Below are 24,551 nucleotides of genomic sequence, written 5' to 3' on the forward strand. Positions count from 1 at the left end.
ACCCGCTGCGTGGGTTGACCCCATTCCCCACTACACGAACGGGCTGGGGAAGGGGGAGTGGGCATCACAGTTCGCGCTTCAGATCATAGAGCAGATCGAGCGCGGCGCGGGGGCTAAGCGAATCGATATCGATCGAAGCCAGCTTCTCGCGCAGCGTATCGACTTTCTCCTCTGCCGCCTCGATCGCTGCGGCAAACAGCGGCAGATCATCCAGCCCCGCCGCCAGCCCGCCGGTCGCAGCGCGGCCCTTTTCCAGCCGGTCGAGCACCGACTTTGCGCGCTTGACCACCGGCGCCGGAACGCCAGCCAGCCGCGCGACCGCAAGGCCGTAGCTCTTGTCGGCGGGCCCCTCCGCCAGCTCGTGCAGCAGCACCAGATCGCCCTTCCACTCCCGCGCGCGGACGTGGTGGAGCGAGAGCGCGTCGCAGGTTTCAGCAAGGCGGGCGAGCTCATGGTAATGCGTCGCGAAGAGGCAGCGCGAGCGGTTGACTTCGTGCACCGCCTCGGCAACCGCCCAGGCGAGTGCGAGGCCGTCGTAAGTCGAGGTGCCGCGCCCCACTTCGTCGAGAATCACGAAACTGCGCTCGCCCGCCTGCGCCAGGATCGCAGCGGTTTCCACCATCTCGACCATGAAAGTGGAGCGCCCGCGCGCCAGATTGTCCGCCGCGCCGACGCGGCTGAAGAGGCGGTCGACGATTCCGATGTCCGCCGCCTCTGCAGGAACGAACCCGCCCGCCTGCGCGAGGATCACGATCAGCGCGTTCTGCCGCAGGAAGGTGGACTTGCCGCCCATGTTCGGCCCGCCGATCAACCATAGCCGGTCTCGCACAGCGAGTTGGCAGTCATTGGCGACAAAGCGCTCGCCGCGCGCCGCCAGTGCTGCTTCGACAACCGGATGCCGCCCGCCGAGAATGGTCAGCGCGGTGTCCTCCGAAAGGTGCGGCAGGCACCAGCCGCCTTCCGCCGCGCGCTCGGCCTGCCCGGCGGCAACATCGATCCGCGCCAGCGCCGCTGCCGTCGTCGCAATCGCCTCGCGCGCCGCCACTGCGCGGGCGGTCAGGTCCTCGAAATGCGCTTCCTCGGCGGCCAGCGCGTGCCCGCCCGCCTCGGCAATCCGGCTCGCTTCCTCGTGCAGCGCCAGCGCGTTGAAACGCACCGCGCCTGCCATCGTCTGGCGGTGGGTGAAGCCGCTGTCCGGCGCCATCAGCCGGTCGGCATGGCGCGCCGGCACTTCGATGAAATAGCCGAGCACGCCGTTGTGCCGGATCTTGAGCGCGGGCGTGCCGGTCTCCTCGCGGTAGCGCGCCTCCAGCGCGGCAATGGCGCGGCGCGAATTGCCCGCCGCATCGCGCAAGGCATCCAGTGCCGCGTCATAGCCCGCCGCGATAAAGCCGCCGCTGGCGCGTTCGGTGGGCGGCGCTGGAACCAGTGCGCGGGCGAATAGATCAATCAGCGCGCCATGGCCGCTGAGCGCGGGGATCAGGCTGTCCGCCAGCGCAGGGCGGTCGGCGCGCGCGGCGAGCAGCGCCTGCACCCGCTGCGCCTCGCTCAGGCCGTCGCGCAATTGGCCCAGATCGCGGGGAGAGCCCCGGCCCGCCACGATCCGCCCCAGCGCGCGGCCCACATCGGGCGCCGCCCGCAGCACGGCGCGCAGATCACCGCGCAGCAGCGGATCATCGTGCAGCCAGCTGACGAGTTCGAGCCGCGCGCGGATCGCGCCCAGATCGGTGAGCGGTGCGGCGAGATCTTCGGCGAGCAGGCGCGCCCCCGCGCTTGTCACGCAGCGGTCGATCGCCTCGATCAGGCTGCCCTTGCGGCCTCCCCCGGACGCAGCGAGGATTTCAAGACTGGCGCGCGTCGCCTCGTCCATCGCCATGAAGGCGCCCGCCTCGCGCACCACCGGGGGCAGCAGCAGCGGCAGGCTGCCGCGCCCGACATGCTCGAGATAGTCGATCAGCCCCGCCGCCGCCGCCAGCATCGCGCGGCTGAACGTGCCGAAACCGTCGAGCGTGGCGACGCCGTGAAGCGCCATCAGCCGGTCCGCTCCGCGCTGCGAATCGAAGGCGCGGGCAGGGCGCTCGGCGGCTTCGGGCAGGTCGAGCCCGCTTTCCTCCGCGACCACCAGTTCGGTCGCGCCCAGCCGGGCAAGCGCGGCGCCGATGGTTTCGGGCGTGCACTCCTCCAGCTCCATCCGCCCGGTCGAGATGTCGCAGGCGGCAATCCCCGCCACGCCCCGCACCGTGCAGACTGCCGCCAGCACATTGGCGCGGCGCGGTTCGAGCAGGGCGTCCTCGGTCAGCGTCCCCGCCGTCACGAAGCGGACGATGTCCCGCGCCACGAGCGCCTTGGAACCGGCGCGTTTGCGCGCTTCCTCGGGCGTTTCGGTCTGCTCGGCAATCGCCACGCGGCACCCCGCACGGATCAGGCGAGCAAGGTAGCTTTCCGCCGAATGGACCGGCACGCCGCACATCGGGATCGGCGCACCGCCATGCTCGCCCCGGCTGGTGAGCGCGATGTCGAGCACGCTCGCCGCGATCTTCGCATCCTCGAAGAACAGCTCGAAGAAATCGCCCATGCGGTAGAACAGTAGGCAGCCTTCGGCCTGCTGCTTCAGCGCAAGATATTGCGCCATCATCGGAGTTGGGGCATGGGAGGTCACAGCAGCCGTGGCTAGACCACGCGCGCAGGTTTCTCAAACGATCGACACCGGATATCGACACATCAAGTCGTAAATGGTCCGGGCATGGGCTGGGCGGATGCTTCGAGGGTTCTTGGGAGGCGAGTGCTTCCGGGGGGCTGACGGGATGATCAATCCGATCATCGCGACCGGCACTGATGCGAAAGTGAGCTGGGTTTGATGCAGGTCCGCGAGAAAACTCTGGCCATGAGCCTGCGGGGGCTGTGGGAGCGCTTGCTGGCGCTGCCATGGCTCAGCGCGCCCGGGATCGTTGTCATCGTGATGCTGGTGTGCCTGCCCTTCGCGCTTGTCGAGGTGCCGCCGCTGATCGACGTGCCGGGCCACATGGGTGCCGCCGCGATCGAGGCCGCGCGGCCTGGCAATCCGCTGCTCAAGTATTTCTCGTGGAAGTGGGTCTTCACGCTCAACATCGGCGGCGATGTGCTGGCGAAGCTCATCGGCGCACAGTTCGGCATTCTTGCTGCGGGCTGGTGGAGCACCGTGCTCGCGACGGGCCTCTTCGCCGGCGGCTGCCTTGCCACCATCCGCGTGCTCAATCCCAAGGGCGGGCACGGCGCACCCTGGGCGCTGATGTTCGTGTTCAGCTTCCCGCTGCTGACGGGCTTCCTCAACTATATCCTCGCCACCGGCCTTTCGCTGATGGCCTTCGCCACGGCGGTCTGGTTGGAAGACAAGCCGAAGCAGCGCGCGGCGCTGCTGATCGTGGCGCAGCCGGTGGCCATGCTCTGCCATGCCATCGGCGGCCTGCTGCTGGGGCTCCTTGTCGGCGCCAATGCGCTGGGGCGCGAGATCGACCGCCTTCCCGCCGGCTGGTGGCACCCGTCGCAGTGGCGCCGCCTGCGCGACGAGCAGGACTGGCGCGCGATTGCCAAGCGCCTGTTCATCCTGTGCTGGCCGCTGATCGCCACGGTGGTGACGATCCTTCTGTGGAAGGTCTTCTCGCCCGAACCGGCGCATAGCATGAACCGCTGGCGGTGGGACCAGAAGGCCTGGTACTTCGTCCTCACGCTGCGCGATCAATCGCTGCTGCTCGATGGCGCGACGACAGTCGCCTGCTTCGCGCTGATCCTGTTCGGCTGGCTGCTGGGCGCCCGCTGGAAGTGGCAGCTCGGCCTGCCGGGCCTGCTCGTGTTCCTGCTGTTCGTCGCCATTCCCAGCGACATCAACGGCAGCAACTTCGTCGACGTGCGCCTGCTGCCGGTGGCCTGCATGCTCGCGCTCGGCCTGCAGGACTGGAGCGCGGTATCGGCCGACCGCGCGCGCAAGATCGCGGTGATCGGCGCGCTGCTGCTGGGCACGCGGCTTGTCGTGACCGCCGCCAGCTTTGCCGATTATGCCGACGATTACCGCAAGCAGCTCTCCGCGCTCCACCATGTCGAGCCGGGCAGCCGCGTGCTCGCCTTTGTCGAGCATTCCTGCGTCGAGGAATCGTGGCGCAACACGCGGCGTGACCATCTCGCCAGCCTCGCCAGCCTCTACCGGCAGGCCTGGGTCAACGACAACTGGGCGGTGCCGGGTCTCCACATGGTGATCCCGCGCTTCCGTCCGGGGCGGAATTTTTCGGCCGATCCATCCGAATTCGTGTGGTCGCGCGCCTGCCGCGGTGGCCGCCTGCGCAGCGTTGATACCGCGCTCAAATATGCGCCGATCGAGCGTGTCGACTACGTCTGGCTGATCGATACCGGCATGCCGCGCCATCCGGATTCGCGGCTCCAGCTCGTCTGGCAGGAAGGCCGCAGCCTGCTTTTCGCGGTCCGGCCCTTGGGTTTTCCGAACTGGCGCTCTAAGGACTTGTAACCAGTCCGTATCCGCGGCGCGTACCCCGTGGCGACGGTCTTGCCACGGGCTTCCCGCGGGGCCACAGACGCCGCGCGCGCCAAGGGGGAATGAATGACTGACGAGAGCAATGTCCGCTTCACCGAACGTGAGGCGCTGTTCTATCACAACACGATTCGCCCCGGAAAGATCGAGATCATCGCCTCCAAACCGATGGCGACGCAGCGCGATCTCAGCCTTGCCTATTCCCCCGGCGTCGCCGTGCCCGTGCGCGCCATCGCCGAGAACCCGGCGACCGCCTACGACTATACCGCCAAGGGCAACCTCGTTGCGGTGATTTCCAACGGCACGGCCATCCTCGGTCTCGGCAACCTTGGCGCGCTCGCCTCGAAGCCGGTGATGGAAGGCAAGGCGGTGCTGTTCAAGCGCTTCGCCGACGTCGATTCGATCGATATCGAACTCGCAACCGAGGACCCGCAGGCCTTCATCGACGCGGTAACGCTGATGGAGCCGAGCTTCGGCGGCATCAACCTCGAGGACATCAAGGCCCCCGAGTGCTTCATTATCGAGCAGGCGCTGAAGGAGCGCCTCAAGATCCCCGTGATGCACGATGACCAGCACGGCACGGCGATCATTTCCGCCGCCGGCCTGCTCAATGCCTGTTTCCTCACCGGGCGCAATCTGGCCGACGTCAAGGTTGTGGTGAACGGCGCGGGCGCTGCCGCCATTGCCTGCACCGAGCTGATCAAGGCCATGGGCGTGCGCCACACCAACGTCACCATGTGCGACAGTAAGGGCGTGATCTATATCGGCCGCGCCGGGATCGATCAGTTCAAGTCCGCCCATGCCATCGATACGCCGCACCGCACGCTGGAAGAAGCGATGGACGGGGCCGATATCTTCCTCGGCCTTTCGGTGCAGGGCGCGGTGACGGCAGAGATGGTCAAGAAGATGGCGCCGCAGCCGATCATCTTCGCCATGGCCAATCCGGATCCGGAAATCACCCCGCCCGAGGCCAAGGCCGCGCGCCCCGATTGCATCGTGGCGACGGGCCGTTCGGACTATCCGAACCAGGTCAACAACGTGCTCGGCTTCCCCTTCATCTTCCGCGGCGCGCTCGATGTGCAGGCCACCGCGATCAACGAGGAAATGAAGATCGCCGCCGCCCGCGCCATCGCCGAACTGGCGCGCGAATCCGTGCCCGAGGAAGTCGCCGCGGCCTATGGCCAGAAGCACGCGTTCGGTCTCGACTACATCATCCCCGCGCCGTTCGATCCGCGCCTGATGGAAGTGGTTTCGTCCGCCGTCGCCAAGGCGGCGATGGATTCGGGCGTGGCGCAGAAGCCGATCGAGGATTTCGACGCCTATCGCACCCAGCTCAAGGCCCGGCTCAATCCCACCACCGGCGCGCTCACCAGCGTGTACGAACAGGTCAAGGAAAACCCCCGCCGCGTCGTCTTCGCAGAGGCGGAGAACGAGGTCGTGCTGCGCGCGGCGATCCAGTACCGCGATTTCGGCTATGGCACGCCGGTGCTCGTCGGCCGCACGCAGGCCGTGCACAACCTGCTGACCGAACTCGGCGTCGGCGATCCGGACAGCTTCGAGATCCACAACTCGGCGGTCTCGCCGCTTGTGCCGGAAATGGTGACCTACCTCTACGAACGGCTGCAGCGGCGCGGCTTCATGGAGCGCGACGTTCGCCGCATGGTCAATCAGGACCGCAACGTGTTCGCCTCGCTGCTTGTCGCGCTCGGCCACGGCGATGCGATGATCTCGGGCATGACCCGCACTTTCGCGCAGACGATCAAGGAAGTGCGGCAGGTGCTCGATCCCAAGCCCGGCAGCCTGCCCTTCGGTATCCACATGATGATCGCGAAGAACTACACCGTGTTCCTCGCCGATACGACGGTGAACGAGCGCCCGAACGCGGCCGAGCTTGCCCATATCGCGACCGAAACCGCCGCCGTCGCCCGCCGCATGGGGCACGAACCGCGCGTCGCCTTCCTGTCCTACTCCACCTTCGGCAACCCCAGCGGCCGCTGGCTCGACGATATCCGCGAGGCGGTTTGCATCCTCGACGAGCAGAAGCCGAACTTCGAGTACGAAGGCGAGATGGCGCCCGATGCCGCGCTCAATCCCAAGGTCATGGCAAGCTATCCGTTCAGCCGCCTTTCGGGCCCGGCCAACGTGCTGATCATGCCCGGCCTGCAATCGGCCAACATCTCCGCCAAGCTTCTGCGCGAACTCGCCGGCAATGCGGTGATCGGCCCGATGCTGATCGGCATGGAAAAGCCCGTCCAGATCGCCGCAATGACCTCGCTCGCGCCGGATATCCTGACCCTGGCGGTGCTGGCGGCAGCAGGGGTCGCGGGTTGATCGCAAGTCTGGATTGAAGACGTCGCACGTTGTGTTACATTGTGTTCAGCCTGGAGGAGCGCGCACAATGAATGCCAGCACGACGATGACGATCCGGGTCTCGCCCGATCTCAAGGAGAAGCTGGGCCGGTTGGCGCAGGGCACCCGCCGCTCGCGGTCCTATCTCGCGGTCGAAGCGGTCGAGGCCTATGTGAACCGCGAACTCGCGATCATCGAGGGCATCCACGCGGGCCTTGCCGATATGGCGGCTGGCCGCGTGACCCCGCATGAGGAGGTGATGGCCGAAGCCTCTCGGATCATTGAGGAAGCACGGCAAGGGAAGCAGTCCTGATCCGGCGGCGCGTCGTCTGGGCCGACCGCGCCCGCGATGATTTTCTCGCCATCGTCCGCCATATTGCCGCCGATGATCCCGATGCTGCCGAACGGGTGCAAGGTGCGATCCAGAGCGCCGGCAACGCCCTCGCCGAATTCGCCACTGGTCACCCGGGCCGCGTTGCCGGAACATACGAAAAGTCGGTCAGCCGCTTGCCCTATATCATCGCCTATGCGCTGGGTGCGGACGGTCGCGACCTTGTGATCTTGCGCGTCATCCACACCTCGCGGAACTGGGTGGCTGATCAGTGGCCGGAATAAGGTAAGATCGTTCCGGGGCTTGCCCCGGCACGCTCGGTTCGATTCGGGATGCAATGGGTGGGCAGCGAAAGGGGCGAATGGCCTCAACCGGCGCGGCTGGAATTGGGTGGGAAGCGGACTTAGCTCTCGACTGTTTCCAACTTCGCAACCGCAAATCCGCAGTCATGAGACAGGCGGGCGTACACTTGATTGAGAGCCTGATCGACCTGCCGTCTCTCCTGTGACGTGATTGGATCGCCTCGCTTACCCCATCCCAGCGTAATCGCGATTTTGCGCGTGTCGACCCGGCGCCAGTCTAGTGAATAGTTCCGCATTTCAGGTTTGAGACCGAAACCGCCCTTCGCCAGGTCAAAAAATAGACGCTGGACCATTCCGTTCGCGGTGGTGTCTGCTCTTGCTTCAATCAGGGCATATCCCTTCGACACCGCTTGCTCGATGCATGTTGGGTTGCCTGCGACAACCACCTGTTCGCGAGTTTCAATCGAATAAGCGTAGGTCGTCGCGCACCCAGCCAAGGAAACGACAAGCACTCCTGTAACAAAGCGGAAGGCGTGGTTTTGAATGCCCATGGCAGGGAAGCTACCACGGCATCCAACGTCCGCAACTGGGCGAATTCGGACAAAAGTCTCTTGATCAAATCAACCCCGCCAGCGGGCTGCTCGGATCAGCATACTTGCGCGTCCCCATGCGCCCCGCCAGATAGGCATCGCGCCCGGCTTCCACGGCCGCCTTCATCGCGCGGGCCATGCGGATCGGGTCCTTGGCTTCGGCGATGGCGGTGTTCATCAGCACGCCGTCGCAGCCCAGTTCCAGCGCGACGGCGGCATCGCTCGCCGTGCCCACGCCCGCATCGACCAGCACCGGAACCGTGGCGCCCTCCACGATCAGGCGGATGGTCACGCGGTTCTGGATGCCGAGGCCGGAGCCAATTGGCGCGCCCAGCGGCATGACTGCAACCGCGCCCGCGTCTTCCAGCTGCTTCGCCGCGATGGGATCATCGACGCAGTAGACCATGGGAAGAAAACCTTCCTTGGCCAGCACTTCGGTCGCGCGGATCGTTTCGATCATGTTGGGATAGAGCGTGCGCGCCTCGCCCAGCACTTCGAGCTTCACCAGATCCCAGCCCCCCGCCTCGCGCGCCAGCCGCAGGGTGCGGATCGCGTCTTCGGCGGTGAAGCACCCGGCCGTGTTTGGCAGATAGGTTATCTTCTTCGGGTCGATGTAGTCCGTCAGCATCGGGGCCTTGGGATCGCTCACGTTCACCCGCCGCACCGCCACGGTGACGATCTCCGCGCCCGAGGCTTCGACCGCCGCCGCGTTCTGCGCGAAGTCCTTGTACTTGCCGGTGCCGACGATCAGGCGCGAGCGGAACGTCCGGCCCGCGACGGTCCAGGTATCGTCGTCCTGCCCGCCGCCCACGAAATGCACGATCTCCAGTACATCGCCTTCCGCGATCTGCACCGCCGCGAGCGTGGAACGGGGGACGATATCGCCGTTGCGCTCCACCGCGACCTTGGCGGGATCGAGATCAAGGCTGCGGACGAGATCGGCAATCGAACCGGGCGCAGCGCGGCGCGGTTCGCCATTGAGAGTGAGAGAGAGTTCGGTCGACATAGGCCGGGGCTTTAACGCCGCTTACGCCCCTTGCAAGCCACCATGCGGGCAAGCTGTCAGCAGGTGTTGCGACGCAGGTTCACAATATGCGCGGAGGCAACGAGCATCACGCCGCAGATCGTCAGCAGCGCTTCGCCCGTGCCATGGTCGCTGACAATCGCGGCCGCCATCAGCGCCAGACCGGTGGTGCCAAGCGCCAGCGGCAGGCGGTGGCCGTGGCGCAGCGCGCCTGCGCCGATCGTGAACATCCCGACGAGAAACGCGGCGATCAGCCCGAAGCGGTGGATTGCCGGATTGAGCAGCACGCCGCCGCCCAGACCGAGCACGCTGATGAGGAACAGCCCCGCCACGCAATGCACCATGCACAGGCCGCTGATCAGCACGCCGAGCCGGTCAAACCGGCCGCGCAGGATGTCAGGCGAAGAGTCGGGGCGGTCGGTCATGGCGGTCGATATATGTAATAGTATCACATAACGCAATGCTCAAGCGCGGCTCCGGCGCAACCCCTATGGCCATGCCCCCATTGGCGCTTGCGTTTCAGCGTCTTGGCGAGCAGAGGCGCGCCCATGGAAGCTGTTGCCATGGCCCCGGCCCGTTCCCGCTCCGCCGCTCCTGCGCCGCTAGCGCTGTCGCGCTGGCTGCTCGTCGTCGCGCTGATGATCATCGCCATCGTGGTGGTCGGCGGCATCACCCGGCTGACCGAATCGGGGGTCTCGATCACCGAGTGGAAACCCGTCTCGGGCACGCTGCCACCGCTGACCGAGGCGGACTGGCAGGCCGAGTTCGCCAAGTACCAGCAGACCCCGCAGTATGTGCTGGTCAATGGCCCGGCGGGCATGACGCTCGCGACTTACAAGTTCATCTTCTTCTGGGAATGGGTCCACCGCCTGCTGGCGCGCGCGATCGGCATGGCCTTTGCGCTGCCGCTCGTTTGGTTCTGGCTGCGCGGGCAAATTCCGGCTGGCTACAAGCCGCGCCTGCTCGCGCTCCTTGCGCTCGGTGCACTGCAGGGCGCGATCGGCTGGTGGATGGTGAAGTCCGGCATCGTGCATGATGTGAAGGTCAGCCACTTCCGCCTCGCCGCGCATCTGCTGGTCGCGCTGACAACTTTGGCCGGTGTGATCTGGACCATGCTCGACTTGCGTGCCCTGGCCCGCGGCGAGCCGCGCGCGCGGCTGACAGGCTTTGCCGCGCTGTCGCTCGCCATGCTGCTGGTGCAGCTGTTCTATGGCGCACTGCTGGCCGGCATGCGCGCTGGCACCGTGGCGGGCGGCGGCTGGTTCAACTGGGATGTCTGGCCGCTGATGCAGGGTGCTTTCTTCCCGGCGGGCATCGAATGGTCGCTGGGTGCAGCGCACGCCTTGTTCTCCGATCCCTATCTCGTCCACTTCATCCATCGTTGGTGGGCCTGGGCGGTGGTCGCCGTCCTCGTCGTGATGGGCCGCAAGTTGCGCCGCGCAGGCGCAAGGCCCGTCTCGGTCGCGATCCACACTGCCTTTGGCACCCAGATCGTGCTCGGTATCGCGACAGTGATGAGCGGTGTGACGATCTGGATCGCGGTCCTCCACCAGCTCACCGGCGCGCTGCTGGTGGTCACGACGGCATGGGGCGCACACCGGCTCGGAAAGCAGGTTTAGGAGAAGGTATTATTTTACCTCTCCGAAAACGCCCGGTTTGCTTGACTCTTGCGCCCTTTTGCAACAAAGGCGCGCTTCCTCGCCATCGGTCGGGCTTCGGCCTGTTCATGGCGTACCACTATCCTAGGATGGGTTTCAGCCATGAAGGCGCTCACGAAAGTCACCCGGTCGATCAAGCCGGCCGAGGTGGAGAAGAAGTGGCATCTCATTGATGCCGATGGCCTCGTTGTCGGCCGTCTCGCGGTGATCATCGCCAATCACCTGCGCGGCAAGCACAAGCCGAGCTACACCCCGCACGTCGATTGCGGCGATCATGTCGTCGTGATCAACGCCGACAAGGTGAAGCTGACGGGCAACAAGCTCAAGGACAAGATCTACTACAAGCACACCGGTTATGCCGGCGGCATCAAGGAAGTGACTGCGGACAAGGTCCTCAATGGTCGCTTCCCCGAGCGCGTGCTGGAAAAGGCGGTCGAGCGCATGATCCCGCGCGGCCCCCTCGGCCGTGCCCAGATGCGCGCGCTGCATCTCTATGCCGGTGCTGAACATCCCCACGCCGGGACCCAGCCCCAGCCGCTCGACGTCGCCTCGATGAACCGCAAGAACAAGGTGGGTGCGTAAGACATGTCTGAAACCGATACCGTCTCCAGCCTCGCGGATCTCAAGGATCTGACCTCGGCTGCTCCCGCTGCTCCCGTCTCGGCTTCGCCCGAAGCGCCCCGCGCCCCCTCGGCTCCTGCCGCGCCGCTGCGTGAGCGTGAAATCGATGCCCAGGGCCGTTCCTACGCCACCGGCCGCCGCAAGGATGCCGTCGCCCGCGTGTGGATCAAGCCCGGCTCGGGCAAGATCACCGTCAACGGCCGCGATCAGGAAGTCTACTTCGCGCGTCCCACGCTGCGTCTCGTCATCAACCAGCCGTTCGAAGTCGCTGACCGTTCGGGTCAGTACGACGTGATCGCCACCGTCAAGGGCGGCGGGCTTTCGGGCCAGGCCGGCGCGGTCAAGCACGGCATCTCGCAGGCGCTCTCGAAGTTCGAGCCCGCGCTGCGCAGCGCCGTTAAGGCCGCCGGGTTCCTCACCCGCGACCCGCGCGTCGTCGAACGCAAGAAGTACGGCCGGGCCAAGGCGCGCAAGAGCTTCCAGTTCTCGAAGCGCTAAGGACTTTCGGGCAACCGGAAACAGAAAAGGGCGTCGGGGTTATCCCGGCGCCCTTTTGCTTTGTCTGCCGTCAGTGCCCGGGAGCGTTGCGCTTCACGCTTTCGGCCATGCGGGCGAGCTGCTCCGGCGTCGCCTCGGTCTGGCAGCGCGTCTTCCATTCGTCCGCCGGCAGCCCATGGATCACTTCGCGCGCAGCCGCCTTGTCGAGCCCCGCGCCGGCATCGTTGATCCAGTCTGCCAGGCAGTTGCGGCAAAAGCCGGCAAGGCCCATCAATTCGATGTTCTGCGCATCATGCCGATGGCGCAAGTGCCTGACGAGACGGCGGAAGGCAGCAGCGGCCACGGCATCGGGAAGTTCATCGAGAGCATCGCTGGATGTCATTTCTGCATTCGTATCCATTGGGTTCGTCCTTGGGTTTTGCAGGTAGGTAGGCCATAGGGCCAGCGCATTCAATTCGAGGTGATGGACGTGGCAAAACTGGATCCCCGTGGCCGCAAGGTGAAAATCCTCGCCACTGTCGGCCCGGCCAGCCGGTCGCCCGAAATGCTCGAGAAGCTGTTTCGCGCCGGGGCCGATGCCTTCCGCGTCAACATGAGCCACGGCGAACATGCCGTCCACGCCGAGACGATTGCCGCGATTCGCGCGCTGGAACGCAAGACGGGCCGGCCGATCACGATCCTCTGCGATCTGCAGGGCCCCAAGCTGCGTGTCGGCAAGTTCAAGGATGGCCGCGCGGTCATCCGTCATTCGGGCCACTTCACGCTCGATCGCAATCCCGAGCCGGGCGACGAAAACCGCGTCCAGCTGCCCCATCCCGAGCTGTTCGGTATCCTGAAGCCGGGCCAGCGCCTGCTGATCGACGATGGCAAGCTGCGCCTGCGCGTGATCCGGGCGGACGACAACGAAATCCTCTGCTCTGCCGAAGTCGGCGGCGTCATTTCGGATCGCAAGGGCGTCAACGTGCCCGACGCGGTGATCCCGGTCCCGGCGATGACTGACAAGGATCGCCGCGACCTTGCTTTTGCCGTGGCCAATGGTGCCGACTGGATCGCGCTGTCCTTCGTGCAGCGCCCTGAAGACGTTGCCGAAGCCCGCCGCCTGATGGGCGGCTACGGCGCGCTGATGGCCAAGATCGAAAAGCCCGCGGCGATCTCGCGGCTCGACGAGATCCTCGAGCTTGCCGATGGCCTGATGGTCGCGCGCGGCGATCTCGGCGTCGAGCTCAATCCCGAACAGGTTCCCCCGCTGCAGAAGCGCATTGTCGAGAAAGCGCGGCGCGAGGGCAAGCCGGTCGTCGTCGCGACGCAGATGCTCGAATCGATGATCGAGAGCCCGACGCCGACCCGCGCCGAAGTCTCCGACGTTGCCAACGCGGTCTATGACGGTGCCGACGCGGTCATGCTCTCCGCCGAAACCGCCGCCGGCGCCTGGCCCGAGGAAGCGGTCACGATCATGGACCGCATCGCCAGCGAGGTGGAGAACGATCCCGGCTACGCCGCGCGCGTCCACTTCATCGAAACGCGGCCCGATCCCACCACCGCCGACGCGCTCGCCGAAGCCTGCGCGAGCATCGCCAAGGCCCTGCCGATTGCGGGCATCATCGTGTTCACCGGCTCCGGCTCGACCGCCCGCCGCGTCGCGCGCGAGCGTCCGGGCGTGCCGATGCTGGTGCTCACACCCTCGACCATGACCGCGCGCAAGCTCGGCCTGCTGTGGGGCGCGCACGCTGTTGCCACCAAGGATATCGGCAGCTTCGAGGAGATGATCGCCAAGGGCAAGCGCATGGCCCTGCGCCACGCCTTCGGCACCGCCGGATCGCGGCTCATCACCCTGGCGGGCGTGCCGTTCGGCACCCCGGGCTCGACCAATCTGCTGCATATGGTGACGCTGAGCGGCGACGAACTCGCCAAGCATCACGGCTGAACGCGGTCAACGCAGGCTGGTCGCCATGCCCAGCACGCCGGCCGGATGTCAGTCACACTGAAATCAACATAACACTTATCGCACGCCTCTGTGTAAATAGGCCACACTCTTATGAAACGTTTCGTGTCATCGGCCAAAACGTATTGAATTAATGCCGCCGGTTGTCATGGACAGCGCCCCAACGAAAAACGGGAGCTGTGAATGCCAACCAGAACAACCAAGGTCGCACCTCGAATTACATCCGGATCGAGTGCTATTGCGCTCGCCATCGCCATTTCCGTCTTTGGCGTCGGCCCTGCCCATGCGCAGGAAGCGGCGCAGGCGGAGGAGCAATCGTCGATCGACGTGCTCAATGCCGATATCATCGTCACGGCCACCAAGAAGAAGGACGTCGAGAACGTCCAGAACGTTCCGCTCGCCATCACGGCCTTCAACGCCAAGAGCCTGCAGGCGCTGCAGGTGCGCGATCTCCAGACGCTGACCTACAGCGCGCCCAACGTCTCGCTCGATCAGGTCGGCACCTCGCGCGGCACCGCCAACTTCTCGATCCGCGGGCTTGGTGTGAACAGCTCGATCCCCTCGATCGATCCTACGGTCGGCGTCTTCGTCGATGGCGTCTACATCGGCGTCAACAACGGGCTGGTGTTCGACGTGTTCGATCTCGGCTCGGTCGAAGTCGCGCGCGGGCCGCAGGGCATCCTTTATGGCCGCAACACCACGGGCGGCGCGGTGCTCATCAACACCGGCGATCCCACACCCGATCTGCGCGTCAACTTCCGCGCCTTCTATGAAGGTCCGGTCGATTCCGGACGCGGCAGCGGCAACTTCGCCATGCAGGGCGTGGTGTCGGGCCCGATCGTCAAGGACGTGCTGAATTTCAAGATCGGCGCTTACGTCAACAAGGACGAGGGGTACTTCAAGAACCTCTTCGATGGCCGCAACTTCGGCAGGGCGGAGACCCAGATCGTGCGCGGCGCGCTCGAATTCCTGCCGACCGACGGGGTCCGCATGGTCGCCAAGGTCGAATACTTCAACAGCGACGGTGATGGCCCGGCAGCCCAGAACCACGGTGTCTACCGGCGCGATACCTTCGATTTCTCGGTCGACAATCGCGGCTTCTACCGCAATCGCACCTGGTTCGCGACGCACAAGACCGAGATCGACGTCGGCAACGGCAAGATCACCAACATCTTCGGCTTCCGCGATTACGATGCGGCGACCGGCGGCGACATCGACGCCAAGCCGATCTTCGTCTTCAACTCGAACACCCTGTTCAAGCAGCGCCAGTACTCGGACGAGATCCGCTACAACAACCGTTTCGGGGCGCTGGATTTCACCGCTGGTGGCTTCTGGTTCACGCAGAACCTCAAGTATGATGAGCTGCGCTTTTTCCCGAGCTTCATCAGCCCGCTGACCCAGATCGGCGGCGGTCGGCAGGATCATGACGTGCTCGGCCTGTTCGCCTCGGGCGATTTCGCCGCGACCGACAAGCTGACCCTGACGGCGGGCATCCGCTGGTCGCGCGAAACCAAGGACGTGGCAGTAACCTACATTCGCCCCCGCGCCGCCTGCTCGGTCGTAGCCGGAACCTGCCCCACCTCGGGCACGAATTCGCTGATCCCGACCGAGAACAACGGCTTCAAGGACAAGCGCTCGTGGGAGAACTGGAGCCCCAAGCTCGGCTTCCAGTACAAGTTCAACAGCGATGCGCAGGTCTACGGAAACTGGACCCGCGGCTTCCGTTCGGGCGGCTACAACTTCCGCATCACCAATGCGCGCGCGTTCGAAGCGGTGGCCGCCACGCGCGGCCTCTCCTTCGACGAGGAGCGGGTCGACAGCTTCGAACTCGGCGCCAAGTACCGCTCGCCGGATCGCAAGCTGACGCTGAACCTCGCGGCCTTCCGCACCGAGGTTCGCAATATGCAGCGCGAGGTGAACGAAGGCTCGGCTGCGGGCGTCGCTCAATCGATCTTCAACACCGCCGATGCGCGCATCGACGGTATCGAAGGCGAGGGCCGCTATGCGCTGGGCAAGCACTTCCTGCTCACCGCCAACTTCGGCTACATCAACGCGCGCTACACCAATGTGCTGTTCGACATCTCGAGCGACGGCAGAGTCGATGCGGCTGACAGGGCGCTGCAATTGCCGCGCACGCCCAGGTGGACCTATGGCTTCGGCGTGGTCGGTGATTTCAAGCTGCCGAGCGGCAATGCCATCGTCGCGCGGACCAATTTCCAGCACCGCGACCGGTTTGCCTATACCGACAACAACTTCGGCTGGATCACGGCGTCAGACAATCTCGACGCCTCGCTCAGCTACAAGGTCGGCGGCCTGACTTTCACGGTCTATGGCCGCAACCTGCTCGATCAGGTCCAGCATGGCGGCGATACGCAGCTGGGCACGGCGGCGCAGATCCCGATCTTCGGCGGTCCGCTTTCGACGGGCGTAGACCAGCCGTTTGCCGAAAACCCCAAGGCAGGCACGTTCTCGCCGCTGGTGCGCGGACGTGTGCTCGGCATCGAAGTGAACGCCGACTTCTGATGCGCGGTGCTGCGCGGGGGGGTGCCCTCCCGCGCAGCGCTTCGCCCGGCTCAGCCGCGCGCGCCGAACAGCGCCGAGCCGACGCGGATATGTGTCGCGCCCAGCATCACGGCGGTCTCGAAATCATCGCTCATGCCCATCGAGCGCGCGGGCAGGCCATGGTCATCCGCCAGCTTGGCGAGCAGCGCGAAGAACGGTGCGGCTTCGATCCCGGCGGGCGGCACGCACATCAGGCCGATCACCGGCAGTTCCGCCATGCGCGCCTCACCCAGCAGCGCGGGCAAGTCCGCAACCGCGCAGCCGCCCTTCTGCGGCTCGTCCCCGATATTGACCTGCACGAACAGCGGCACACGGCGCCCGCTCTTGTCCATTGCGCGGGCCAGCGCCGTCAGCAGCGAAGGCCGGTCGAGCGAATGGATGCAATCGAACCGGCGCACCGCCTCTTCCGCCTTGTTCGACTGGAGCTGGCCGACAAGGTGCAACGCGATATCGGGATGGGCTTCCTGCAGCGCAGGCCATTTGGCCTCGGCTTCCTGCACGCGGTTCTCGCCGAACACGCGCTGACCTTCGGCAATCAGCGGCAGGATCGCCTCGGCCGGATGGGTCTTCGAGATCGCGATCAGCGTCACGTCCCCGGCCTTGCGGCGGGCAATCGCGGCGGTGCGGGCGATGCGCTCGCGGATGGCGGCGAGCGGGGTCATGGCGGCCAATGCGGCCTCTGGATCGGTCATGGGCGGGTGCTATAGGGCGGGGATGCACCGGTGTCATCCTGTCCCGCGGGTCGTCCTGCTGAGCGATGCGCGCAATGATCACCGGCTCGAATCCGCCATTTCCCGCCTGCCGCCGGGCAGCGCGCTGGTGTTCCGCCACTACCACCTGCCGCCGCCCGCCCGCCGCGCGCGGTTCGAGGTTCTGCGCCGGCTCTGCACGCGGCGCGGCGTGCTGATCCTCACCGCCGGGGCGGCGCGTGGTTGGCCCGCACACGGTCGCTACGGCGTGCCGCGTGATCTCGGGCGCGCCTCCGGCCTCCGTCTCGCCACCGCCCATTCGCTGGCAGAGATCGGCGCGGCGGTCCGCGCGCGGGCCAGCGCCGTGCTGCTCTCGCCGGTCTTCCCCACCCGCTCGCACCCCGGCGCGACCGTGCTCGGCGCGGTCCGCTTCATGGTTCTCGCCCGCCGTTCGCCGCTCCCGGTCATCGCGCTTGGCGGCATGACGAAACGCCGCGCCGCGCGCCTCCCTGTCTGGGGCTGGGCGGCCATCGATGGTCTTGCGTAGAACCCGCAGAAACCCGCGACTCGCCGGGATTCCTTGGATTCTGTGCTCCATGGATTCTTGACGCCATCCCCCTAACGGGCGCATGAAGGGCGCAGGAAGGGACAGATTCCATGGCATCTCGCGCACTCGTTTCGCCCGCTGCAGGGCGTGCCGCCAAGGCTGCCGACTGGCGCGCGATTCTCCGTCGCAGCTTCCGCCGCAGCGCGGAGCTGATCGGCGCGGCGCTGCTGTTCGCCGCGATGATTGCGCTCGGCCTCGCGCTGGCGACCTATACCCAGACCGATCCTTCTGGCAGCACCGCTTCGGGCAGCCCGGTCGAAAACTGGATGGGCCTGCCCGGCGCCTGGGCGGCAGAGCGCGTGCTGCTGTTCTTCGGCCTGCCCGGCGTGCTGCTGCTGCCGCTGCTCTATGTCTTCGCGCGGCGGCTGTGGGATGCCGCCGGCGATCTGATCGACATCGACGAGGAAGACGAGGAGCTCCAGCCACTGCCTGCCTGGTGGCGCCTCACGGCGATGCTCGTGCTCGCCATGGCGCTCGTCGGGACGGCCTTCGCGCTGATGCTGACCGGGCCGGGCGGCACGCTGCCAGCCGGCGCGGGCGGGCTCGGCGGGCTCCTCGGCGCGGCGCTGGTTCGCGGCGCGGCGCATTTCGTGCCGGCCGCCGAACTGTGGATCGTGCGCGGAGTCGCCGTCATCACCGGGATCGGCGGCCTCTTCGTCACTGCGCAAGTCTTCGCGTTCGATTGGCACCGCCTGCCCCGTATGCCCGCTTTCCTGCGCCGCGGCGAACGTCCGGCGCTTCCCGCTGCGGCCGGTGTCGCCACGCTCTTGCCCAAGCGCCAGCCCAAACCGCGCGCCGATGCGGGCGAGGACGCTGCGGTCTTCCCTGCCGAGACGCCGCCCGCGCGCCGCCGCCCGACCGAGATCACCGATCCTTCGCGCCCGCCCGCCCCGGCGCAGCTTGCGGGCAAGGCGCGGCAAGGCGATCTGTTCGATCAATACGAGCTGCCCGGTCTCGACATTCTCGAACCGCTGCCCGCCGCCACCGGCCCGAAGATCGACAAGCTCGCGCTCGAGCGCAATGCGCGCCTGCTCGAGAACGTGCTGGACGATTTCAACGTGAAGGGCGAAATCACTGCGGTCCGCACCGGCCCCGTCGTCACGATGTACGAGCTGGAACCAGCGCCGGGCATCAAAGCAAGCCGCGTCATCGGCCTTGCCGACGATATCGCCCGCAACATGAGCGCGATCTCGGCGCGCGTGTCCTCGATCCCCGGCCGCACCGTCATGGGCATCGAACTGCCCAACGCGGTCCGCGACATGGTCTCGTTCCGCGAGCTCGTCTCCTGCAGCAAGTTTGTCGATTCGAAGGGCATGCTCCCGATCATCCTCGGCAAGGATATCGCGGGCGAACCCATTGTGGCAGACCTCGCCACTATGCCGCACCTTCTGGTCGCGGGCACCACCGGCTCGGGCAAGTCCGTGGGCCTCAACTGCATTCTGCTCTCGCTGCTCTACCGGCTGACACCGCAGCAGTGCCGCCTGATCCTCGTCGATCCCAAGGTGCTCGAGCTCAAGTCCTACGACGATATTCCGCACCTGCTCTCACCCGTGGTGACGGAGCCTTCGAAGGCCGTGCGCGCGCTCAAGTGGGCGGTCGAGGAAATGGAGCGGCGCTACCGCATGATGTCCTCGGTCAGCGTGCGCAACATCTCGGGCTTCAACGAAAAAGTCCGCGCTGCCGCCAGCAAGGGCAAGCCGCTGGGCCGCCGCATCCAGGTCGGCTTCGATCCCGATACCGGCGAGGAACTGTTCGAGGAGCAGCAGCTCGATTATCAGGTCCTGCCGCAGATCGTGGTGATCGTCGACGAGCTGGCCGACCTCATGGTCACCGTCGGCAAGGAGATCGAAGTCCTCATCCAGCGCCTCTCGCAGAAGAGCCGCGCCGCGGGCATCCACCTCATCATGGCGACGCAGCGCCCCTCGGTCGATGTCATCACCGGCGTAATCAAGGCCAACCTGCCGACCCGGATCAGCTTCGCCGTCACCAGCCGCATCGACAGCCGCACGATCCTTGGCGAACAGGGTGCCGAGCAGCTGCTCGGCAAGGGCGACATGCTCTACAAGCCGAGTACCGGCGCCATCGCGCGCGTTCACGGCCCCTTCGTCAGCGACGAGGAAGTCGAGCGCGTGGCCGATCACTGGCGCGGGCAGGGTAGCCCGGACTACGTCGACAGCGTGACCGAAGAGCCCGAGGATGGCGGCTTCGGCTTCGACGACCTCGACGCGACCGCCTCGGACAACCCGGAAGAGCGCAAGTACCGCCAGGTCTGCCAGCTCGTGTTCGAAAGCCAGAAGGCCTCGGCCAGCTGGGTTCAGCGCCAGATGGGCGTGGGCTACAACACCGCCTCCAAATGGATCGAGCGCATGGAAGCGGATGGCTTCGTGGGCCCCGCCAATCACGTTGGCCGGCGGGAAATTTACCGCGATAAAGACGGCAATCCGCTGTGAAGGGAACTGCTGCGCCCGCAGACCCTTAATGCGTTTCGCCTGCGGCCGTTCTCACTTCATGACTGGCGGGCTCGTGCTTTGCCCTTAGCATTGCCGCTGGTCACCGGGTCTGCACCCGGGGTCGATGTGCAACCCTCGCGAGAAAGGTTATGGCGTGCCCTATATAGCGCTGTCCCAGTGCTGGTTCACGCGTCAGCATCAGCCGACGCCGTGGCGCGCGCACGAGGATGACGGCTCGATCTATAGCATTTGCCGCCATTGCGGCCGGCGCATTGTCACCCGGGGCAAACACCGCTGGTCGATTGCAGATGGGCTCGATGTGGCGCACCTTGCCGAGAAAGCTACGGGGCGCTTCCTCACCGTGCTCGACAGCGCCGACGAACTCGTCGTCCGCCGCTTCACCGTCGATCATCTGGCCGACGAGGCGGCGATCAATGCCTTCAAGCTCGAACTGCGGGCGCGATATGGCATGGACGAACCGGGCAGCGATCTGACCCTGCTCGACAGTGCGGACAAGAAGGCAGAACGTCCGCGAAAGGCTCCGCCTATGCCCGTCCGCCGGGAACCGGATAGCCCGCGAACCGCTTGATCTGGCGCAGCGAGAAGCTCGAGCGCATCGACGAGACTCCCGGCAGCCGCGCGAGGCAATCGCGGTGGATGCGGTCGTACTGGTCAAGGTCCGCCGCCGCCACGCGCAGCAGGTAGTCCGCCCCGCCGGACATCAGGTGGCATTCGAGAATATCATCGAAATCCCCCACCGCGCGCTCGAAACGGTCCATTGCCTCGCGGCTCTGGCTGGTCAGGGTGATCTCGACGAAGACGAGTGCGGCAAGCCCGATCCGGCGAGGATCGACGCGCGCGGCGTACCCGCTGATCACCCCGGCTTCCTCCAGTGCGCGGATGCGGCGGTGGCAGGCCGAGGGGGAGAGCGCGACCGCCTCGGCCAGCGTGGCAATGGGTCGCGCCGAGTCGTGCTGCAGTGCATCAATCAAAGCGGCGTCAATTCGATCCATGCAAGATTTTCCTGATTTTCTGGCAATGGCCAGGAAATATCACCAAATCAGGCCACGCGATATGGCCAATCAGGTGAAACAGCGCGCGCGCGTGGGTGTATCCTTTTGGCAGCAGCCAGCGAAAAGGATCCTGCCATGCGTGTCGGTACCGTCCGTGAGATCAAGAACCACGAATACCGCGTCGGTCTGACGCCCGAGAGCGCGCGCGAACTTGCCGCACATGGCCACGAAGTCTGGGTCGAAACCGGCGCCGGGCTCGGCATCGGCGCGGCGGACCGCGATTACGAAGCCGCCGGCGCGGTGATCAAGCCCGATGCCGCCACGATCTTCGCCGAGTGTGAAATGGTCGTGAAGGTCAAGGAACCGCAGGCCGTCGAGCGCGCCCAGCTGCGCGAAGGCCAGATTCTCTTCACCTATCTCCACCTCGCGCCCGATCCGGAGCAGACCGCCGATCTCGTGAAGTCCGGCGTCACCGCGATTGCCTATGAAACCGTGACCGGCCCCGGCAACCAGCTCCCGCTGCTCAAGCCGATGAGCCAGGTTGCGGGGCGCATGGCGATCCAGGCCGGCGCCACCGCGCTTGAAAAGGCGCACGGCGGCCGCGGCGTGCTGCTCGGCGGCGTGCCCGGCGTGCTGCCAGCCAAGGTCGCGGTGATCGGCGGCGGGGTCGTCGGCTTCAACGCGGCGCAAATGGCTGCCGGCCTCGGCGCTGACGTCACCATTCTCGACCGCGATCCCGAAGTGCTCGAGCGGCTCGGCACCCATTTCGAAAGCCGTGCCAAGACGCGCTTTTCCAACCGCGCGAACCTTGCCGATTGTGTCGCCGAGGCGGATCTCGTCATCGGCGCCGTGCTGATCCCCGGCGCCGCCGCGCCCAAGCTTGTCACGCGCGACATGCTCGCGACGATGAAGCCCGGCGCGGTGCTCGTCGACGTCGCGATCGATCAGGGCGGTTGTTTCGAAACCAGCCGCGCGACGACCCATGCCGAACCGACCTTCGTGGTCGATGGCATCGTCCACTATTGCGTGGCCAACATGCCCGGCGGCGTCGCGCGCACCAGCACTTATGCGCTCAACAACGTGACCTTGCCGCATGCCCTCAGAATAGCCGATCTCGGCTGGAAGGCGGCGCTCGCCGCCAACCCCCATCTCGCCGCGGGGCTCAACGTCCATGCCGGCGAAGTGACCTACGAAGCGGTCGCGCGCGAACTGGGTTATGTTTACCGGCCGGTCGCGGAACTACTTGCCTGACTCCGGGGCGGAGTTAACTCCGCTCTAAGCCCATTTCGATAGAACCGGTCCCATGGACTGGATGTGGCGCAGATTTGTGCTGTTCGGGCTGGTGGCTTTGCTATCTGGCCTGTTCGGCATGCCCGCTGCCGCAGCGCCCGTTGTCGCAAGCCAGACCTGCCATGCTTCAGCCGCAGCGGGCGAGCGCCTTGCCGACCTTGATCGTGCGCCGCAGCGCTGGATCTGTTCCGATGCCTCCTACGATATCGGGCCGGACAGCCTGTTCCTGCGCTTCCGGCTCGACAATCGCGAGGCTCCGCGGGCGCAGAGTTTTGTCACCCATGCCTCGCCGTTTGCCGCGATCACCATCCGAGTGATCGATGCCAGGGGCGCCGTGAGTACGGCCCGCTACACCAAGGCTGATTCGCGCCACCTCGTCGCGGGGCCGATGATGGTGCTACCCCTCCCGCGGACCTCCGACGCCCCGCGCGAGGTTGCCGTGCGCATCGACAAGGCATGGAACAAGACCATCGCCAGCGAGGCCCGGCTCGACAGCACGCTCGAAGGTTCGGGCTGGGATATGGGCGTGGTTGTCACCATGGCCGCCATCTGCGGCATGCTGATCGTGCCGCTGCTGCTCAATTTCGGGTTCTACATCGTGCTGCGGCGCGAATTCGTGCTTTGGCACATCGCGATGGTCGGCCTGATGCTGGTCCAGTCGGTGTTCGGCACGGGCTTCATCCATATCCTCGCCAGTCCCGATGCCGCGACCGAGATTTCGATCAACAGTCTGTGCTTCGGCGCGGTCGCTGCCTCCGGGCTGATGTTCGTCGTCACGTTCCTCGAGCCCGATGCCTTGTCGCCGGCGCTGCGCCGCCTGTTCTTGACTTGCGCGCCGCTGGTCATGGCCGGCGGCGTGTTCACGTCGTTGCAGATCGATGCGCTGCGGCCGTGGAGCGCGCTCGGCATCTACTGCGCGGTGTCTTTTGCCATCTGCCTCATCTTCGGCGCGCTCGTCACGGCATGGCGGCGCGGCAGCAAACTGGTGATCTTCCTCATGGTCGGCTGGGCGCCCACGCTCCTGGTCGGGGTCTACCGCATCGGCAGCTATGTTCTGCCCGGCACCCGCCCAACCGAATCGGTCGTAATCTTCCAGCTGGCGCTCGCTGCCGAAGTGCTCGCCAATTCGCTCGGCATCGTGATCCGCTTCCTTGAACTGCGGCGCGAGCGCGACCTTGCCAATGCCCGCGCGACCGAGCTGGAAGGTGTTGCCGGCCGCGATGCGCTCACCGGCCTGTGGAACCGCCACTCGATCGAGCGCCGCTTCAACGATCTGTTCCGCCTCGGCTATCGCACCATGGCGGTGATCGATCTCGATCACTTCAAGCGGATCAACGACCGGCATGGCCACGCCGTGGGCGATGCCGTGCTCAAGGTTGTCGCGGCCACGCTGGCCGAAGATCCCGAAGCCTGCGCGATCCGCATGGGCGGCGAGGAATTCCTCATGCTGCTGCGCGGGCCCGGCAGCGCCGAACGCGCCGAACGCTGCCGCCGCGCGCTCAGCACGCGGATCGCCGCAGCCGTTCCGGGGCTGGAGCATGTCGTCACGGCCAGCATGGGTCTGGTCGAGCACGATCTTTCCGGCAACCTCGATGTGGAATTCGCGGTGCTCTACAGCCACTGCGACCGCCTGCTCTATGAGGCCAAGCGCCTCGGCCGCAACCGCACCATGCGCGAGCGGCTGACCGGCTTCACGCCCGATTTGCAGGCGCGGACCGCCTAGTCCACGAACAGCGCCGCCATCTCCGCCGGCACGCGCTGGATGCGCCCGCTGGCCAGATCGATCAGCACCCACTGCGTCCGTGCGCTGACGATCACCTTGCCGTCGGCATTGCGGAAATCCACGCGCCGGTCGAACCGCGCGCCGCGTGGCGGATCGGGCACGAAGGTTTCGCCCGTCACGCTCTCGCCCAGCACAATATTGCCGCGATAGTCGATCTCGTGCCGCGTCACGACCCAGACATAGGCCGCCTGCCACTCCGCCGGCGCCAGCGCTTCCCAGTGCGAGGTGGCAAGGGCCTCCATCCACTGCACCCACACCGCGTTGTTCACGTGGCCCAGCACGTCGATATGCTCGGGCCCTGCGGTGAAGGTCTTGGTGTGCAT

22 protein-coding genes are annotated in these 24,551 nt (G+C 66.1%); 14 read left to right on the forward strand and 8 right to left on the reverse strand.

The window, feature by feature from the left end; all coding sequences use genetic code 11:
* Window positions 1–64: 64 nt before the first annotated feature.
* Complete coding sequence (gene mutS / locus K5Q19_RS00700) at window positions 65–2,635, reverse strand: DNA mismatch repair protein MutS (RefSeq protein ID WP_292939820.1); 2,571 nt, start codon at window positions 2,633–2,635, stop codon at window positions 65–67.
* A 249-nt stretch (window positions 2,636–2,884) separates the two neighbouring features.
* On the opposite strand from mutS, the gene K5Q19_RS00705 reads away from it, so the two are divergent.
* The 4 genes from K5Q19_RS00705 to K5Q19_RS00720 all read left to right on the forward strand — a co-directional run bounded on the left by K5Q19_RS00705 (window position 2,885) and on the right by K5Q19_RS00720 (window position 7,483).
* Window positions 2,885–4,495, forward strand: coding sequence for a hypothetical protein (locus K5Q19_RS00705; protein WP_292939822.1), 1,611 nt, complete (start codon window positions 2,885–2,887; stop codon window positions 4,493–4,495).
* A 93-nt stretch (window positions 4,496–4,588) separates the two neighbouring features.
* Window positions 4,589–6,850: an NADP-dependent malic enzyme gene (locus tag K5Q19_RS00710; protein ID WP_292939824.1), complete on the forward strand. Its 2,262-nt coding sequence runs from the start codon at window positions 4,589–4,591 to the stop codon at window positions 6,848–6,850.
* Window positions 6,851–6,917: 67 nt separating this feature from the next.
* On the forward strand, window positions 6,918–7,181 hold the full coding sequence (locus tag K5Q19_RS00715) for a CopG family ribbon-helix-helix protein (protein ID WP_292939826.1): 264 nt from the start codon (window positions 6,918–6,920) through the stop codon (window positions 7,179–7,181).
* Window positions 7,181–7,483, forward strand: a complete 303-nt coding sequence (locus K5Q19_RS00720) for a type II toxin-antitoxin system RelE/ParE family toxin (protein ID WP_292940114.1) — start codon at window positions 7,181–7,183, stop codon at window positions 7,481–7,483. The genes K5Q19_RS00715 and K5Q19_RS00720 overlap by 1 nt, the downstream gene beginning before the upstream one ends.
* 119 nt (window positions 7,484–7,602) lie before the next feature.
* Here K5Q19_RS00720 and K5Q19_RS00725 read toward each other — a convergent pair whose 3' ends face one another.
* The 3 genes from K5Q19_RS00725 to K5Q19_RS00735 all read right to left on the reverse strand — a co-directional run bounded on the left by K5Q19_RS00725 (window position 7,603) and on the right by K5Q19_RS00735 (window position 9,540).
* Window positions 7,603–8,052: a hypothetical protein gene (locus tag K5Q19_RS00725; protein WP_292939828.1), complete on the reverse strand. Its 450-nt coding sequence runs from the start codon at window positions 8,050–8,052 to the stop codon at window positions 7,603–7,605.
* A gap of 64 nt (window positions 8,053–8,116) precedes the next feature.
* Window positions 8,117–9,097 (reverse strand): sulfur carrier protein ThiS, encoded by a 981-nt coding sequence (gene thiS / locus K5Q19_RS00730; protein ID WP_292939830.1) that lies wholly within the window; start codon window positions 9,095–9,097, stop codon window positions 8,117–8,119.
* 56 nt (window positions 9,098–9,153) lie between these two features.
* Complete coding sequence (locus K5Q19_RS00735; protein ID WP_292939832.1) at window positions 9,154–9,540, reverse strand: MerC domain-containing protein; 387 nt, start codon at window positions 9,538–9,540, stop codon at window positions 9,154–9,156.
* Between the two features lie 123 nt (window positions 9,541–9,663).
* On the opposite strand from K5Q19_RS00735, the gene K5Q19_RS00740 reads away from it, so the two are divergent.
* The 3 genes from K5Q19_RS00740 to rpsI all read left to right on the forward strand — a co-directional run bounded on the left by K5Q19_RS00740 (window position 9,664) and on the right by rpsI (window position 11,892).
* Entirely contained in the window at window positions 9,664–10,734 is a 1,071-nt protein-coding gene (locus K5Q19_RS00740) for a COX15/CtaA family protein (RefSeq protein ID WP_292939834.1), read from the forward strand.
* A 141-nt stretch (window positions 10,735–10,875) separates the two neighbouring features.
* Window positions 10,876–11,355: a 50S ribosomal protein L13 gene (gene rplM / locus K5Q19_RS00745; RefSeq protein WP_292939836.1), complete on the forward strand. Its 480-nt coding sequence runs from the start codon at window positions 10,876–10,878 to the stop codon at window positions 11,353–11,355.
* A 3-nt stretch (window positions 11,356–11,358) separates the two neighbouring features.
* A complete protein-coding gene (rpsI, locus tag K5Q19_RS00750; RefSeq protein WP_292939838.1) occupies window positions 11,359–11,892 on the forward strand; it encodes a 30S ribosomal protein S9 in 534 nt (177 codons plus the stop codon).
* Window positions 11,893–11,962: 70 nt separating this feature from the next.
* Here the strand turns inward: rpsI and K5Q19_RS00755 are convergent, their stop codons facing one another.
* Window positions 11,963–12,292 (reverse strand): DUF1244 domain-containing protein, encoded by a 330-nt coding sequence (locus K5Q19_RS00755; protein ID WP_292939840.1) that lies wholly within the window; start codon window positions 12,290–12,292, stop codon window positions 11,963–11,965.
* A gap of 63 nt (window positions 12,293–12,355) precedes the next feature.
* Here K5Q19_RS00755 and pyk point away from each other — a divergent pair, with 63 nt between their 5' ends.
* Together pyk and K5Q19_RS00765 are read left to right on the forward strand one after the other, a co-directional pair.
* The gene (gene pyk / locus K5Q19_RS00760; RefSeq protein ID WP_292939842.1) at window positions 12,356–13,816 is read left to right on the forward strand and encodes a pyruvate kinase; all 1,461 of its coding nucleotides are present in this window, start codon (window positions 12,356–12,358) and stop codon (window positions 13,814–13,816) included.
* A 201-nt stretch (window positions 13,817–14,017) separates the two neighbouring features.
* Window positions 14,018–16,357 carry a TonB-dependent receptor gene (locus tag K5Q19_RS00765; protein WP_292939844.1) on the forward strand — a complete coding sequence of 780 codons (2,340 nt, stop codon included), beginning with the start codon at window positions 14,018–14,020 and terminating at the stop codon, window positions 16,355–16,357.
* Between the two features lie 50 nt (window positions 16,358–16,407).
* Here K5Q19_RS00765 and K5Q19_RS00770 read toward each other — a convergent pair whose 3' ends face one another.
* Window positions 16,408–17,088 carry a YggS family pyridoxal phosphate-dependent enzyme gene (locus tag K5Q19_RS00770; RefSeq protein WP_292939846.1) on the reverse strand — a complete coding sequence of 227 codons (681 nt, stop codon included), beginning with the start codon at window positions 17,086–17,088 and terminating at the stop codon, window positions 16,408–16,410.
* Window positions 17,089–17,110: 22 nt separating this feature from the next.
* On the opposite strand from K5Q19_RS00770, the gene K5Q19_RS00775 reads away from it, so the two are divergent.
* The 3 genes from K5Q19_RS00775 (at window position 17,111) to K5Q19_RS00785 (ending at window position 20,731) form a co-directional block, all read left to right on the forward strand.
* Complete coding sequence (locus K5Q19_RS00775; protein ID WP_292939848.1) at window positions 17,111–17,632, forward strand: thiamine phosphate synthase; 522 nt, start codon at window positions 17,111–17,113, stop codon at window positions 17,630–17,632.
* Between the two features lie 110 nt (window positions 17,633–17,742).
* Window positions 17,743–20,142: a DNA translocase FtsK 4TM domain-containing protein gene (locus tag K5Q19_RS00780; protein WP_292939850.1), complete on the forward strand. Its 2,400-nt coding sequence runs from the start codon at window positions 17,743–17,745 to the stop codon at window positions 20,140–20,142.
* 154 nt (window positions 20,143–20,296) lie between these two features.
* On the forward strand, window positions 20,297–20,731 hold the full coding sequence (locus K5Q19_RS00785; RefSeq protein ID WP_292939852.1) for a hypothetical protein: 435 nt from the start codon (window positions 20,297–20,299) through the stop codon (window positions 20,729–20,731).
* Here K5Q19_RS00785 and K5Q19_RS00790 read toward each other — a convergent pair.
* Window positions 20,688–21,155, reverse strand: a complete 468-nt coding sequence (locus K5Q19_RS00790) for an Lrp/AsnC family transcriptional regulator (protein WP_292939854.1) — start codon at window positions 21,153–21,155, stop codon at window positions 20,688–20,690. The two genes, K5Q19_RS00785 and K5Q19_RS00790, sit on opposite strands and share 44 nt — an antisense overlap.
* A 135-nt stretch (window positions 21,156–21,290) precedes the next feature.
* On the opposite strand from K5Q19_RS00790, the gene ald reads away from it, so the two are divergent.
* Both ald and K5Q19_RS00800 read left to right on the forward strand, forming a co-directional pair.
* Entirely contained in the window at window positions 21,291–22,406 is a 1,116-nt protein-coding gene (gene ald, locus K5Q19_RS00795; protein WP_292939856.1) for an alanine dehydrogenase, read from the forward strand.
* Window positions 22,407–22,458: 52 nt separating this feature from the next.
* Entirely contained in the window at window positions 22,459–24,168 is a 1,710-nt protein-coding gene (locus K5Q19_RS00800; RefSeq protein ID WP_292939859.1) for a diguanylate cyclase, read from the forward strand.
* Here the strand turns inward: K5Q19_RS00800 and K5Q19_RS00805 are convergent.
* Complete coding sequence (locus K5Q19_RS00805) at window positions 24,165–24,551, reverse strand: acyl-CoA thioesterase (RefSeq protein WP_292940116.1); 387 nt, start codon at window positions 24,549–24,551, stop codon at window positions 24,165–24,167. The two genes, K5Q19_RS00800 and K5Q19_RS00805, sit on opposite strands and share 4 nt — an antisense overlap.

The sequence above is a fragment of the Novosphingobium sp. genome (genome assembly GCF_019748365.1).
GTDB lineage: Bacteria > Pseudomonadota > Alphaproteobacteria > Sphingomonadales > Sphingomonadaceae > Novosphingobium.

Excerpts from the sequence above, each read along its gene's own strand:
- K5Q19_RS00790 (WP_292939854.1), bottom strand. The coding sequence starts at position 21,155 with ATGGATCGAATTGACGCCGCTTTGATTGATGCACTGCAGCACGACTCG.
- rplM (WP_292939836.1), top strand. The coding sequence starts at position 10,876 with ATGAAGGCGCTCACGAAAGTCACCCGGTCGATCAAGCCGGCCGAGGTG.
- rpsI (WP_292939838.1), top strand. The coding sequence starts at position 11,359 with ATGTCTGAAACCGATACCGTCTCCAGCCTCGCGGATCTCAAGGATCTG.
- K5Q19_RS00780 (WP_292939850.1), top strand. The coding sequence starts at position 17,743 with ATGGCATCTCGCGCACTCGTTTCGCCCGCTGCAGGGCGTGCCGCCAAG.
- K5Q19_RS00715 (WP_292939826.1), top strand. The coding sequence starts at position 6,918 with ATGAATGCCAGCACGACGATGACGATCCGGGTCTCGCCCGATCTCAAG.
- K5Q19_RS00800 (WP_292939859.1), top strand. The coding sequence starts at position 22,459 with ATGGACTGGATGTGGCGCAGATTTGTGCTGTTCGGGCTGGTGGCTTTG.
- pyk (WP_292939842.1), top strand. The coding sequence starts at position 12,356 with ATGGACGTGGCAAAACTGGATCCCCGTGGCCGCAAGGTGAAAATCCTC.
- K5Q19_RS00765 (WP_292939844.1), top strand. The coding sequence starts at position 14,018 with ATGCCAACCAGAACAACCAAGGTCGCACCTCGAATTACATCCGGATCG.
- mutS (WP_292939820.1), bottom strand. The coding sequence starts at position 2,635 with ATGATGGCGCAATATCTTGCGCTGAAGCAGCAGGCCGAAGGCTGCCTA.
- K5Q19_RS00740 (WP_292939834.1), top strand. The coding sequence starts at position 9,664 with ATGGAAGCTGTTGCCATGGCCCCGGCCCGTTCCCGCTCCGCCGCTCCT.
- K5Q19_RS00735 (WP_292939832.1), bottom strand. The coding sequence starts at position 9,540 with ATGACCGACCGCCCCGACTCTTCGCCTGACATCCTGCGCGGCCGGTTT.
- K5Q19_RS00710 (WP_292939824.1), top strand. The coding sequence starts at position 4,589 with ATGACTGACGAGAGCAATGTCCGCTTCACCGAACGTGAGGCGCTGTTC.
- K5Q19_RS00775 (WP_292939848.1), top strand. The coding sequence starts at position 17,111 with ATGCACCGGTGTCATCCTGTCCCGCGGGTCGTCCTGCTGAGCGATGCG.
- K5Q19_RS00805 (WP_292940116.1), bottom strand. The coding sequence starts at position 24,551 with ATGCACACCAAGACCTTCACCGCAGGGCCCGAGCATATCGACGTGCTG.
- K5Q19_RS00770 (WP_292939846.1), bottom strand. The coding sequence starts at position 17,088 with ATGACCGATCCAGAGGCCGCATTGGCCGCCATGACCCCGCTCGCCGCC.
- K5Q19_RS00725 (WP_292939828.1), bottom strand. The coding sequence starts at position 8,052 with ATGGGCATTCAAAACCACGCCTTCCGCTTTGTTACAGGAGTGCTTGTC.
- K5Q19_RS00755 (WP_292939840.1), bottom strand. The coding sequence starts at position 12,292 with ATGGATACGAATGCAGAAATGACATCCAGCGATGCTCTCGATGAACTT.
- K5Q19_RS00705 (WP_292939822.1), top strand. The coding sequence starts at position 2,885 with ATGAGCCTGCGGGGGCTGTGGGAGCGCTTGCTGGCGCTGCCATGGCTC.
- ald (WP_292939856.1), top strand. The coding sequence starts at position 21,291 with ATGCGTGTCGGTACCGTCCGTGAGATCAAGAACCACGAATACCGCGTC.
- thiS (WP_292939830.1), bottom strand. The coding sequence starts at position 9,097 with ATGTCGACCGAACTCTCTCTCACTCTCAATGGCGAACCGCGCCGCGCT.